Below are 13,440 nucleotides of genomic sequence, written 5' to 3' on the forward strand. Positions count from 1 at the left end.
TTTCCTCTCTAAAAAACCTTAATTTTAGCTTTAATTATATAATTATCTATTTTACATAAATAAATGAAAACATTCTACCATATTTATTGGTGCTTTTTCTGTATGAATGTAAGTCATATTCATTATTACAAAAAGTACATATATCTAAATCATTAATATTTTCTTTTTTTACCCCTTTAATTGTTAACTGATGAATAATACAATTAGTCATACTAAGCATTCTCCCGTTAGATAAGTCTACTTCTTTATATGCCTCAGAATTTTTAAATTCTTCTATTATCTCCTCACTAACCTCATAACAACATTGATGCATATGAGGCCCAATATACGCAATTAAATCCTCAGCTTTTGTGTTGTAGTATTTACCCATGTTTTCAATAGTTTTAGATAAAACACAAGAAAAAGTTCCTCTCCATCCACTATGAATAGCTGAAACAGCGTTGTTTTTTCTATCATATAGCAAAATAGGAACACAATCAGCAGTGAAAACTCCGACTGCAGTATTCTTTTTATTTGTTATTAATGCGTCCCCCTCCTTTACCTCTCCGTCATAAATGATAACATAATCACTGTGTATTTGATTCATGTATCCTACTTCATCTACCCCAAACCAAGTTCTTAGCTTTTCAATATTTTGTCTTCCCTCTTCTGTATTTTTATTAAAATCCAATCCGTTTTTTCCAGTAGAAAATGCTGCAGCCGCCGCGCCTAAATCAATCTTTACAAATTCATACCCATCAACTAAATATCTTTCCATATTTACCCTCCACAACTTATTCTATTAGCTATATTTTATCATACTTACTTATATAATCCAAAATTCATGCATTTAAACTATATGAAAAACCCTCTATCACTATTTATATCCTAATCCTATTTTATTAACTGAATAATTTTGATCCTTCCTCCAAATAATTATCTAAAGCTATCCTAAAACTCTTATTTAAGTAACGAATTTTCAGGTCCTCCTGTCAGAGTTTCATATCCAATTATATTACCATCTACTAAAGAAACTATAGGTTGAAAAACAGTAATTATGTCTTCAATTATAATATAGTACTGTTTATTCTAAATTCACTCACAAGCATAAGCAGAGACTCTGCGCTTTCTGCATTTTTCTCAGATTTATTTGTTATAACCCCATTTTCTTTATTTACATCACTTATGTTATCTGCTATGTCTCTAGAAGATTCTGCACAACTATTTATTACCAAGTTTAAATCCTTCATATTTTCTGAAATTTCTTCCATGGACATATTCATATGATAAGATAAGTCAGAAAATCTTTGTATTACATTTTGGAAGGTTTCACCGTCTTTTTTATATTCTTCACTTACCTTTATAACTTTTTCGTAATCCTTTAGCACCTCATTTTCCATAACTTTTAATATAAATTCTGCAGAGTCTGCAAGCTCTCCTACAGATGCTAAAACTCCTCTTACATTATTTTGTATATCTGATACAGCAATAGATGATTGTTCTGCAAGCTTTCTAACTTCTGTAGCAACTACTGTGAATCCTTTACCATGCTCACCAGCCCTTGCGGCTTCAATAGTAGCATTTAGAGCTAAAATTTTTGTCTTTTTCGCTATATCACGTATACCTTCTGCTAAAACAGAAATTTTTCTTACAACCTTCGCATCCTGTAAAGCCTTGTTTACCTTACTTCTAGACATTAAATATGCTTCTTTTACCCTTATTCTTGACTCTTCAGTTTCTATTTTTATCAAAGCCGCTTTATCTTTTATATCGTTTGCTAGCTCTAACCCCTGTTTAGCTTCTTCTACTGTAGTATCTATTTCCTCTTTAACCTCTAAGGCTTTTAAAGTCCCTTCTTGTACTGATGCTGAAGCTTCCTGCATAGTAGCTGAAATTTCTTCTGATGTTTCTGATATCCTTTTTACTCCCCTATGTACTTTTGCAAATAAATTATTAATATCATTAGTAGAGTTAAGAGTGTTGCTACTTTCTTCTTTTACACAGCATATAATTTTTTCCACACTATCTATAGCAGTATTTAAAGCGCTACCAGTCTGTCCAAATTCATCTTTTCTTCTAATTTCAATTCTATGAGACAAGTTACAATGTGAAAGCTCCTCAGCATATTTTTTCATTTTAAGTAAAGGCTCTTTTATAGATTTAGATATTAGCACCCCTACCACTATTCCAACTAAGATAAATATAATTGTAATTATAATAGATTGATATTTAAGTTTATCTGCTGCATATAATATTTCACTTTTAGGTATAGTTACTGCTAGTGACCACTCCATATTAGGTATTGGTGCATAAGCCATAAATCTTTGTTCACCATTTTTTATATAGTAACCTGAACCACTCTCACCTTTTATCATTTTATTTTCTAATTCTGCTAATTCTTTAAGTGATGAATCTTTCTTTACAGTTTTAAGAGTGCTATCCTTATTTAAAACTAATTTCAAATCCTTATGAACAACCTTTACGCCCTCTTTATTGATTATAAAGCAATATCCACTATCTCCAACCTTGGTTCTCTGAACTATTTCATTTAGTTTTCTCATAGACATATTAGATTGCAAAACCCCTATAACACTCTCTTCATTATTCTTTATGGGTACTGCTATGGCTATAATTTGTTCCCCATCGATGTTCGTTACAGGATCCGATATAGCTGGTATTCCTGATATGGCTTTCTTTAGATATTTTATATCATTTGATTCACTTGAAAGGTCTATCTGGGATTTAGAATTATCCGGAAAATGCATCATACCATTAGTCTCTAATATATTTAAACTTATGTATTGTAAGCTTTTACTTTGAGATATTAATACAGGTATTTGAGTTTGAATGTTCATGGACTGTATTTCAGGTCTTGCCGCAATTTCTGTCATAGCCTTAATATCTTGCTCTAAAATGGAGTTTATTAATTTCCCTGATTCAATAGCTCTTGATTGGAGTGAAGAATCAATAGTATTTTCTAAGGCATTCGAAGAACTTCGATAAGAAACAAATCCTAATGTGCCACATACAACAATAAGTAAAAGTGCAATTTGAAGGGTTATCTTTGTTCCTACACTATTCATGAAACTTAAATTATTTATTTTCCAATACTGTAAATTATCTCTTTTAATTTTACTGGCAATATAATTAGGTATATGTAACAACTTTTTCGTACAGCTTAAGTTTATGTTTAAAATTTTTTTCACTTTTACTCCTCCTAAAGATAATAATATTACAAATTTTCATGTATTTTACAAATAAATAGAGTACGGAGTATCTTAATTAACTTTTATACCATTAAAAACCTTAGTTTAATAGTTAATATATCCAAAATATTATTTAAACTAATTAAGCTTACTTAGTTTTAGAATCATATATATTAAATTAACATTTACATTTTTAAATATTAATTTTCAATATTTTCTAATCAACATTATACCATTATATTTTTTACATAGTATTGAACACTCAAGCTTTTAACCAACATTTAACTTATGTTAAATATTAGTTAAAAACTCATAACTTAACTTTAACATAAACTAAATTTTGTCTATAATATGGCGAAGTATTTATTCGATAAAAAACAACTAAGAATTAATAAGGTTCATTACATATAAAGATAAAATGTCTATAACTTATTCTTTTATATAAGTTATAGACATTTTATTTAAAATCTTATAGTAATTATTTAGTTTCAAATATAGATTAAATCTACTTATTTCCCAGTAAACTTTTAATTTCTTCCATAAAGGTATTTATATCTTTAAATTGCCTATAAACAGATGCGAACCTAACATATGATACTTCATCTAGATCCTTTAGATTCTCCATTATCATTTCACCAATAGATTCTGACTGAACCTCTGTCATCATGTTATTATTAATCTTTTTTTCTACGTTATCTGCTATATTTTCAATTTGCCTCCTTGATACCGGTCTTTTTTGGCAAGCTTTAATTAATCCATTTATTATTTTGGTTCTATCAAAATACTCTCTATTCATGTTTTTCTTTATAACTAATATAGGTACATTTTCAACTTTTTCATATGTAGTGTACCTTTTAGTACATTTCAAACATTCTCTTCTTCTTCTAATTGACATATCGTCTTCAGTAGATCTTGAATCAACTACCTTGCTTTCTACATAGCCACAGTAAGGGCACTTCACTTCTATTCACGTCCTTTAAACTTTATTATCATTTTGTTATTAAACATTGTCTCCAATAATCACCACTTTAGAAGTAGTGTCTTCATAAATATTATACACATTTCCTCAGAAATTTCTATACAATCGTTTAAAAATTTTGTACATATGAGCGTTACAGTCATTAAAAACAGTTAATAATACAGAATATATTAGCAAACAAAAACCTTATCTAATTTACAAACTTCTCTACTCTTTAAGTATGTACTCTCCTCCATCTACAAGTACAACATCAACACCTACCTTCTTTACGTTCTCCCATGGGATCTCAATATCATCAGTCTTGCCAAACCAAGACATCTTATGTGATGGTAATATTATAGAAATAATTTTATAGTCATCACAATCTATTTTTAAATCTTTAATAAATCCTAATTTTGTTCCTGTATTTATATCTATAATTTCCATAGATCTTAAATTTCCTAGAGAATATAAAGCCTTTTCCTCATCCATTTTTATCCCTCCAAGTTTTAGATATCATATATTTAACAAACATAGTACACTTAATTAATAATATGAATAATAATTATAAAAAATTACAAAAATAAAAACTGAGGATATGCTAGCGTTCCGATACTAGCATATTCTCAGTTTAAATTAAAACTAATTATAATAAGTACAATAATTACCAAATTTATACATACTTTCTCATATGTCTTAAAGCAGTTTTTTCTAATCTAGAAACCTGTGCTTGGGATATACCTATTTCATCTGCTACCTCCATTTGTGTTCTACCATCAAAAAATCGCAAATTAAGTATAAGCTTTTCCCTATCATTTAATTTTTTCATGGCTTCTTTTATAGCTATATTCTCAAGCCAACTGTCATCTAAATTTTTATTATCACTTATTTGATCCATAACATAAATTGCATCTCCGCCATCGTGATAAATTGGCTCAAATAGAGATACTGGGTCCTGAATGGCATCTAAAGCAAAAACTACTTCCTCTCTTGGCACTTTTAACTCTTTAGCAATTTGGGATATAGTAGGCTCCTTATTATTTTCACCTATAAGTTTATCTCTAACTTGCAGAGCTCTATAGGCAATATCTCTCAAAGATCTACTTACTCTTATGGAGTTGTTATCCCTAAGGTATCTTCTTATTTCTCCTATAATCATAGGAACAGCATAGGTAGAAAACTTTACATTTTGGTTTAAATCAAAGTTATCTATAGCTTTAATTAATCCTATGCAACCAACTTGAAATAAATCATCAACATTTTCTCCTCTGTTATTGAATCTCTGAATTACACTTAATACGAGTCTTAAGTTACCTTTTATAAACTTTTCTCTAGATGAGTTATCTCCATCTCTCATTTGCATTAATAATGCTCTCATCTCATTTTCTTTTAAAACGGGTAACTTAGCCGTATTAACTCCACAAATTTCCACCTTATTAATTATCATGAAGTCATCAGCCCCTTTAGATTATATCGCATTTTAATTATTTCCTAAGAAGCCGTATTTTATACTAAAGACAACCTTATAACATTTTATTTATTTCCTTTTTCAATCTCTTTATTATTCTTTTTTCCAATCTAGAAATATAAGATTGTGATATACCAAGCATATCAGCTACTTCTTTTTGTGTCTTTTCTGCTTTTCCACCTAATCCAAATCTTAAGTTAACTATTTCTTTTTCTCGTTCACTAAGTTTTTTCATGGCTACCATTAAAAGTTGTTTATCTACTTCATCTTCTATTAAATTATACACAACATCGTTTTCCGTACCCAAAATATCCGATAAAAGCAGCTCATTTCCATCCCAATCAATATTTAATGGTTCATAAAATGATATCTCTGCCTTTACTTTGCTATTCCTTCTCAAATACATAAGTATTTCATTTTCAATGCACCTAGATGCATATGTAGCAAGTTTTATTTTTTTCTCAGGATCAAAGGTATTTACAGCTTTGATTAGACCTATGGTTCCCACAGAAACTAAATCCTCTACATTCACTCCAGTATTCTCAAACTTTCTTGCAATATAAACTACAAGTCTAAGGTTTCTTTCTATTAAAGTAGACCTTACCCCCTCTTCCCCGGTTACAAGCTTAGATACTAGATCATCCTCTTCTTTTTTACTAAGTGGTGGAGGGAGCACATCATTTCCACCTATGTAGTACACATTCTTAACAAAAATCTTAAATTTGATTAGTATTCTATTTAATAATATTTTTAACTTTATCATAATCATCCTCCAAATCGATTGATTTATTACCATTCATAATTAAAACCTACTAATATCTATTCTGATTCATGCTAGTTTACCAATTACATTACAATTCCGCAATCTAAGTAACTATATAACCCCTCTTGATAAAAGAGCTTCATAGTCATTATAATCACTTAATCTTTCTTCACAAAATACAACTATTACTTCTCTTTTCTCAGCCCCATTTCTCTGATGTATTCTTATGCACTCAGGTTTGAATCCTTGTAGATTTCCACCTTGTCCACTTACCACTCTATAAGGAACATAAAACTTGTCATATAACCCTAAGTCTATATCTTTAAATACTGACTTTTCCACTATAACTACAGGCAAATTTGTAGCAGGTTCTCTCAATTCATTACCAGTGTCTAAAAATGCATTAATATTTTTCTCTGAATCCTTTAATACAATATCTATGTTATATACTAAACTCTTTAAATCTTTTCTGTCTTTAACATAAATTATTAATCTGTCAATAAGTATAAATATTATCATCATTGAAATCATAAGCTTTTTATAAGAAAAATTTACAAAAGCAAAGTTGCTCATATCGTATTCTTCGTTATACTGAAAAAACATACATGCTCCTGCAAGAAGCATAGAATATAGAACAAATATAGCTAATGCCTTTAAGTTGAACATAATCTTTCTTTTTCTAAAACTAATTAATACTAATGTTATTGCTACAATAATCTTAAACCAGATTGCTGTAAAAATTTTTAGCTCTGGATAAAGCAAAGTTATTACATACATACTTCCAATGGCTGCCGCAAGTAAAATATATTTTAGTTCTACTTTGACTCTCAGTGTTCTTGCTGTTATATATAGAAGAAATAAGTTAACTATGAAATTTTCAAACAGCAAAACATCCAGATATATAACCAAATATTATGTTCACCTCCATTATACTTTTATTCCAATTTCTTACTTTTATTATATACTTATTTTTTTTAAAATTTTGTCATTTTTTATAAACAATAAATATTTTTATTTGCTAAATTATGGCAATTTATATAATTGATATGCTATTACCATTTAAGTATGGAATTTATCCGCTGACTACCCACCCTAATACCCCCACACACAGTGTGAAAGCGACTATCACCAAATCGGAGATTTGGGATATCTGCTTTTCTCAAAGTCGGGGTAAATGGCGGTTACGTCCCTGGATAACGTTTTCTAAGATTTAGAGGGAGTTAAAAATCCCCCTAAATCTTAGAAATCTGTTTATCATTCTGATGTTAATAATAGGCTTCTGGTAATTAAACTAAATATAAAAAAACCCACGTATAACTTAAATGTGTTACACGTGGGTTTTTTATAAAAAATTACTTTCTTTGTCTTCTTAAGAATGCAGGTATCTCAAGATTATTTTCATCATAGCTATGATGTTCTACTGTAGCTGCTGCTTCATCCCTAGTGTTTGCAAAACTTACAGTCTGTTGTTGCTTTGGAACTGCAGCAACCTTTGCTATATTCTGCTCAGGTTGTTTTCTATGCATTTTTTCGGATTCGAATCCTGTAGCTATTACTGTAATTCTTATTTCGTCTTTTATATTTTCATCGATTACTGCACCAAATATAATATTAGCATCTGGATCTGCAGCATCTTGAACTATTTCAGCAGCCTCATTAATTTCTAGAAGACCTAAGTCAGGTCCACCAGTTATGTTTAATAAAACTCCAGTTGCTCCAACTATTGAAGTTTCAAGCATTGGGCTTGATATAGCTTGCTTGGCAGCCTCCTGTGCTCTATTATCTCCTGTACCTCTACCTACACCCATATGTGCAAGTCCCCTATCTATCATGATAGTTCTAACATCTGCAAAATCAAGATTTACAAGACCTGGTATTGTAATTAAGTCAGATATACCTTGTACACCCTGTCTTAAAACATCATCTGCATATTTAAAAGATTCCATAAGTGTAGTCTTTTTATCAACTACTGTTAGTAACCTTTCATTTGGAATCGTAACTAAAGTATCTACTCTTTCCTTTAGATTTTTCATTCCCATCTCTGCATGAAGCATTCTCTTTCTTCCTTCAAAAGGAAATGGTTTCGTAACAACACCAACTGTTAAGATGCCCATAGATTTTGCAATTTCAGCAATTACTGGTGCTGCCCCAGTACCTGTTCCGCCGCCCATACCAGCAGTTATAAATACCATATCAGCGCCTTTTATAGCCTGAGATATTTCTTCTTTGCTTTCTTCAGCTGCCTTAGTTCCGATCTCAGGATTTGCACCTGCTCCAAGTCCCTTTGTAAGTTTATCACCTATTTGTATTTTCTGTGATGCCTGTGAAAGCATTAAAGCCTGCTTATCAGTATTAACAGATATAAATTCAACATTCTTTAATCCTTCCCTAATCATTCTATTTACAGCATTGTTTCCACCGCCACCACAGCCTATTACTTTTATATTGGCAAATTGTTGAACATCAACATCAAAATCTAGCACAATACTTACCTCCCTATTAGAAAAAATCTGTGAAAAATTCTTTTATTTTTGATACGAATCCACTACTATTATCTCTTCTGTCTTCATTCTTAGTTTTTTCTTTAATCCATTCCTTCTGCACTTTGTCAGTTTCTTTTTCAGTTTTAGTCATGTAATTTTTATCTTTTATAGAATCTACAGCATCCTTAACTACTCCAACGGCAGCTGCATATAATGGACTTGCCGCGCCAATATACTCAGGGGTACCAATTCTCACAGGTTTCTGCAGTATATCCTTACTAAAGTCCTCAATACCTTTAATTAGAGATAGTCCACCTCCAACTATTACAATACCAGAGATTTTTTCAAAATGTTCACTGGCTCTTAATTCTCCACTTATTATATGTAATAGTTCCTCAACTCTAGCCTCAATCACTTGCTTAAGAATATAGTAGTCTACAGATATTTTATTGTTGTAATCTGCATTGACTTCTATTTTAAAATCAATATTACTCTTATCTTCACCAACACTACCATACTTAATTTTTAATTTTTCCGCCTCGGAAAAAGGTAACTTTAAACACACTGCAATATCATTTGTTATAGTGTTACCACCAAATGATATTGTACTAATGCTTACTAAGTTTCCTCCTTCAAAAGTATAAATATTAATAGACTCTGAGCCAACATCTACTAATACAACTCCTCGATCAATCTCTTCTTTCTTAAGTGCTACTTCTGACAAAGCCAAAGGTTGGAAAACTACACCTAAAACCTTAATTCCTGTCTTTTCTACACTTTTAAAAAGATTATTTACTACAGTACTTTGCGCTAATATAATTTGAGCATCTACTTCTAGTCTTAAACCACTCATACCAATAGGATCTTTTATTTTATCATACCCGTCTATTATGTACTGCTGAGGTATTACACCTATAATTTCTTTATCAGATGGAATTGTAATAATTTTAGATGCTTTTAAAACTCTTTTAACATCGTTCTCTTTTATTTCTCTATCTTCTGACGCTACTGCTACAACACCCTTGTTCCAGACAAGTTCACTTATACCTCCTGGCAAAGATATGTACGCTTCCGTAATTCTAATATCAACCATTCTTTCAAGACCGTCAATACATTGTCTTACAGACTCAGAAGTACTATCTATATCAACAACAATTCCTTTTTTAACACCATTACAATTTGCAGATGTAATTCCCATTATTTGCATTCTACCGTACTTGTCTACCTTTCCGGCAGCAGCACATATCTTCGATGATCCAACGTCTATCCCAATTACATATTCATTCATGAAGTTTTTCCCCCCCTGTAAGAGAACCATCAAAGTATATATTCAACAAAAATTCTAATTTTCCTCTTATATTTTATCATATTTTAATAAAATCTCAAATATAGTTAAATAATCTAACTTTTTGTTTACTAGATATAACAAAAGGGAAAGACTGGAAGTCTTTCCCTTGATACATTCTAGTTAGCTTTTTCCAAATCATTAATTTTTACACTTCTGGTGTGTACTGTATGACTCCATTCCTTATTATTTCTATCCATGATTCCCTGAACAGAGATTGGAAACCATGTAATAGCATAGATAGGATATATTATATAATACCAGAATATTTTAAAATTAAGTTTTTTTTCTAAAATGAGTATAAAAGGTGTGTATACAAACTGTAGTATACCAAAGATTCCAACTGCTATTGTAAATAAATCAAAATTAATAGAATATATAAAGGTATTAAAATTAGATATTAAATTAAATGCTTTCATAATATACTGAATCAAACCGGTTATAGCAGAAATACCTATCAAAATTGCAACTATAGGCTGAACACTATATAGTGCGCAATCTAAAGCTACAAAACTAAACTTACTTATTGCTCTTTTCATTAATCTTAAAAAGTATCTACTTGCCACATCCGCAAACCCTTGCATCCATCTTTTTCTTTGCCACCAAGATTGAGCAAGTGTAAGAGGCTTTTCATCGTATATTATAGCATCATGTGCCCATCCTACCTTATATCCATGTAATACAAGCTTGCAGGTGAATTCTAAATCCTCCGTCAAACATGTAGCTCCCCAGCCAAGTTTTTTAAGTATTTCTGTATCAATACAAAAACCAGTTCCACCTAACTGGCTTGATAAGCCCACATTACTTCTAGCTAATTGAAATATTCTGTTATTAGTCCAAAATGATATTGAGTAGCTTCCAGTAATCCAAGTATCTTCTGGATTTTTACTATCTAAATACCCCTGTACCACCTTGTATCCTTCACAAAGCTTTTTATTCATTTCTCGTAGGAAAGCCTTATGTGCAAGATTATCTGCATCAAATATTGCAACAGCATCATACTTTTTATCCATGTTAAAGATTTTATCAAACATCCATTCTAGTGCATAGCCTTTTCCTCTTTTGTCTTTATTCATTCTTTCATAAACTATTGCACCTTTTTGTTTAGCTTTCAATGCAGTTTTGTCTGTACAGTTATCTGCAATTACAAAAATATCATAAAGATGTTTAGGGTAATCAAGCCTTTTTAAACTCTCTATAATGTCTCCAATAACAACTTCTTCATTATGTGCGGCAACAATTAATGCAAAACTTTTCTTTGGTTCAACCTCTTCCTTATCTTTTCTCCTCCATATACCAAAAAAAGATATACATAAATAATATATGGTTATAATGTATACTATATAAGTTAAAATACGAGAGGTATCATGGATTATTTCCTTTAAAAAGATCACTATCACTCCCCCCTAATTCAAGGTTATTTTAGCATAAATAAAAATTAATTACTATAGAATTTTTAATAATTATGGAAAATATTTTAGAGATAATCGTAAAAGAGCCTAACTATAAGCTATTTATAGGAAAACACACCTAAATAGACTTAATTACAATTTTCACAACTCTATTGAATTTTAGTTTAGTTTAACCTTGTAAAGCTCATTTGTTATTGTTTCTATTATATGGTATTATATAATTAAGACATATAAATTCTGCTGTTATAGTACAGCACTAAGAAAAGGGGGTAGAGCCTTATGAGGCACTACGAACTGATCTTCTATATCGATTTAAGAAGGCTTCATAAAAAAGACGAATCTTTTGGATAGATCCTCTTTAAAAGTCAGAAACCAAAATGAGAAAATTTAAGGAGGATTTATTATGAATGCTACAGTAGAAAAGGTTACCATTAATACTGAAAGTATAACTGATAATAAAATAGAAAAAACTAAGGAAGTTGAAAAGAAAACATCATTAAATGATCAGTTTTGTTTAAAAGCTTTAGATTATTATGTATTCTAAAAGAAAAGTAGGACCTAAAAGGTCCTACTTTTCTTTTAATATCATGTTAAAGTCACATCAAGTACAACTTAAACGCAACTCATATTTATATTTTTCCAAAATACTATTCTTAGCATAACACACTATAATGACATTATTCTACCTAACATATCTCTATCTATAGCATAGCTTAAAGCAGTCTCATAAGATATTATTCCCTTTTTATAAAGTTCGGAAAGTGACATATCCATAGTCTTCATACCATACTTAGCTCCTGTTTGTATAGATGATTCAACCTGATGAGTTTTTCCCTCCCTAATCATATTTTGAATTGCACTAGTGGCCATCATTATCTCTAACGCCGCAGTTCTTCCCTTCCCATCAACTTTTGGTAAAAGTTGTTGTGATACTATTCCTTTAAGTACTGCTGCTAACTGTATTTTTATCTGCTGCTGTTGATAAGGTGGGAATACATCTACAATTCTGTCAATAGTCTTTGCAGCACCTATCGTATGTAATGTTGATAAAACTAAATGTCCTGTTTCTGCTGCAGTTAGAGCTACCGATATAGTTTCTAGATCTCTCATTTCTCCTACAAGGATAACATCTGGATCTTCTCTTAATACTGATCTTAAGGCATTTGCGTAGCTTGTAGTGTCTTTTCCAATTTCCCTTTGATTAATTATTGAATTATTATGTTTATGTAAATACTCAATTGGATCCTCAAGTGTAATTATGTGTGCTGCTCTGTTAGCGTTTATTTCATTTATCATAGCTGCCAAGGTTGTACTCTTACCAGATCCAGTTGGTCCTGTAACAAGTACGAGTCCTCTCTTGTTTACTGTAAGGTCTTTTATAACAGGTGGAAATTGCAAATCATTTAGTGTAGGTACTTTAGACCCCACCACCCTAATTGCAATGGCACTACTTCCTCTTTGTTTAAATACATTAACTCTAAATCTTCCAACTCCTGCCACAGAAAATGAAGTATCTAAATCACCTATTTTTACATACTCTTCATAGATTTCGCCTAGTATTTCTTTAGCATAATTTTCTGTATCATTAGGCTGTAATTTTTCGGTTTTAATTTGTCTTAATTCTCCATTCACCCTTATAACCGGTGGAACTCCTACAGTTAAATGCAAGTCTGATGCATTTTCTTTCATTGTCGTTTCTAATAAGTTCTTTAATAGTATCAATTTTTGGTCTCCTTTCAGAAATATTAAATATATATCCTAAATCTATCATGTATTTACAGTCAATTATGCTTTCAATACTCCTGTAACATTTAGAGAATGGATTC

General features: G+C 30.6%; 12 protein-coding genes. 1 reads left to right on the forward strand and 11 read right to left on the reverse strand.

Features of this window, described 5'->3' with window-relative positions; genetic code table 11:
- Positions 1-46: 46 nt before the first annotated feature.
- From pgeF to AC0N0V_RS17395, 10 genes are all read right to left on the reverse strand, one after another.
- On the reverse strand, positions 47-757 hold the full coding sequence (gene pgeF, locus AC0N0V_RS17350) for a peptidoglycan editing factor PgeF (RefSeq protein WP_474459686.1): 711 nt from the start codon (positions 755-757) through the stop codon (positions 47-49).
- A 289-nt stretch (positions 758-1,046) separates the two neighbouring features.
- Positions 1,047-3,185, reverse strand: a complete 2,139-nt coding sequence (locus tag AC0N0V_RS17355) for a methyl-accepting chemotaxis protein (protein ID WP_474459688.1) — start codon at positions 3,183-3,185, stop codon at positions 1,047-1,049.
- Between the two features lie 505 nt (positions 3,186-3,690).
- Positions 3,691-4,146 (reverse strand): transcriptional regulator NrdR, encoded by a 456-nt coding sequence (gene nrdR / locus AC0N0V_RS17360; RefSeq protein WP_474459690.1) that lies wholly within the window; start codon positions 4,144-4,146, stop codon positions 3,691-3,693.
- Between the two features lie 225 nt (positions 4,147-4,371).
- A complete protein-coding gene (locus tag AC0N0V_RS17365) occupies positions 4,372-4,635 on the reverse strand; it encodes a YlmC/YmxH family sporulation protein (RefSeq protein WP_474459692.1) in 264 nt (87 codons plus the stop codon).
- 181 nt (positions 4,636-4,816) lie between these two features.
- Positions 4,817-5,590, reverse strand: a complete 774-nt coding sequence (gene sigG / locus AC0N0V_RS17370; protein WP_474459694.1) for an RNA polymerase sporulation sigma factor SigG — start codon at positions 5,588-5,590, stop codon at positions 4,817-4,819.
- A gap of 76 nt (positions 5,591-5,666) precedes the next feature.
- Positions 5,667-6,374, reverse strand: a complete 708-nt coding sequence (gene sigE / locus AC0N0V_RS17375; RefSeq protein ID WP_474459696.1) for an RNA polymerase sporulation sigma factor SigE — start codon at positions 6,372-6,374, stop codon at positions 5,667-5,669.
- Positions 6,375-6,485: 111 nt separating this feature from the next.
- Positions 6,486-7,283 (reverse strand): sigma-E processing peptidase SpoIIGA, encoded by a 798-nt coding sequence (gene spoIIGA / locus AC0N0V_RS17380; protein ID WP_474459698.1) that lies wholly within the window; start codon positions 7,281-7,283, stop codon positions 6,486-6,488.
- A 443-nt stretch (positions 7,284-7,726) separates the two neighbouring features.
- Positions 7,727-8,857 carry a cell division protein FtsZ gene (gene ftsZ / locus AC0N0V_RS17385; RefSeq protein WP_474459700.1) on the reverse strand — a complete coding sequence of 377 codons (1,131 nt, stop codon included), beginning with the start codon at positions 8,855-8,857 and terminating at the stop codon, positions 7,727-7,729.
- A 16-nt stretch (positions 8,858-8,873) separates the two neighbouring features.
- Positions 8,874-10,145, reverse strand: coding sequence for a cell division protein FtsA (gene ftsA / locus AC0N0V_RS17390; RefSeq protein ID WP_474459702.1), 1,272 nt, complete (start codon positions 10,143-10,145; stop codon positions 8,874-8,876).
- A 176-nt stretch (positions 10,146-10,321) separates the two neighbouring features.
- A complete protein-coding gene (locus AC0N0V_RS17395; protein WP_474459704.1) occupies positions 10,322-11,596 on the reverse strand; it encodes a glycosyltransferase family 2 protein in 1,275 nt (424 codons plus the stop codon).
- 421 nt (positions 11,597-12,017) lie between these two features.
- Between AC0N0V_RS17395 and AC0N0V_RS17400 the strand changes: the two genes are divergently transcribed.
- Positions 12,018-12,158, forward strand: a complete 141-nt coding sequence (locus AC0N0V_RS17400) for a hypothetical protein (protein WP_474459706.1) — start codon at positions 12,018-12,020, stop codon at positions 12,156-12,158.
- A 122-nt stretch (positions 12,159-12,280) separates the two neighbouring features.
- On the opposite strand, the gene AC0N0V_RS17405 is transcribed toward AC0N0V_RS17400, so the two are convergent.
- The gene (locus AC0N0V_RS17405) at positions 12,281-13,336 is read right to left on the reverse strand and encodes a type IV pilus twitching motility protein PilT (protein ID WP_474459708.1); all 1,056 of its coding nucleotides are present in this window, start codon (positions 13,334-13,336) and stop codon (positions 12,281-12,283) included.
- Positions 13,337-13,440: the final 104 nt, after the last annotated feature.

The organism is Clostridium sp. CS1-1, assembly GCF_056135525.1.

Excerpts from the sequence above, each read along its gene's own strand:
- pgeF (WP_474459686.1), bottom strand. The coding sequence starts at position 757 with ATGGAAAGATATTTAGTTGATGGGTATGAATTTGTAAAGATTGATTTA.
- AC0N0V_RS17365 (WP_474459692.1), bottom strand. The coding sequence starts at position 4,635 with ATGGATGAGGAAAAGGCTTTATATTCTCTAGGAAATTTAAGATCTATG.
- sigG (WP_474459694.1), bottom strand. The coding sequence starts at position 5,590 with ATGATAATTAATAAGGTGGAAATTTGTGGAGTTAATACGGCTAAGTTA.
- sigE (WP_474459696.1), bottom strand. The coding sequence starts at position 6,374 with ATGATAAAGTTAAAAATATTATTAAATAGAATACTAATCAAATTTAAG.
- ftsA (WP_474459702.1), bottom strand. The coding sequence starts at position 10,145 with ATGAATGAATATGTAATTGGGATAGACGTTGGATCATCGAAGATATGT.
- AC0N0V_RS17400 (WP_474459706.1), top strand. The coding sequence starts at position 12,018 with ATGAATGCTACAGTAGAAAAGGTTACCATTAATACTGAAAGTATAACT.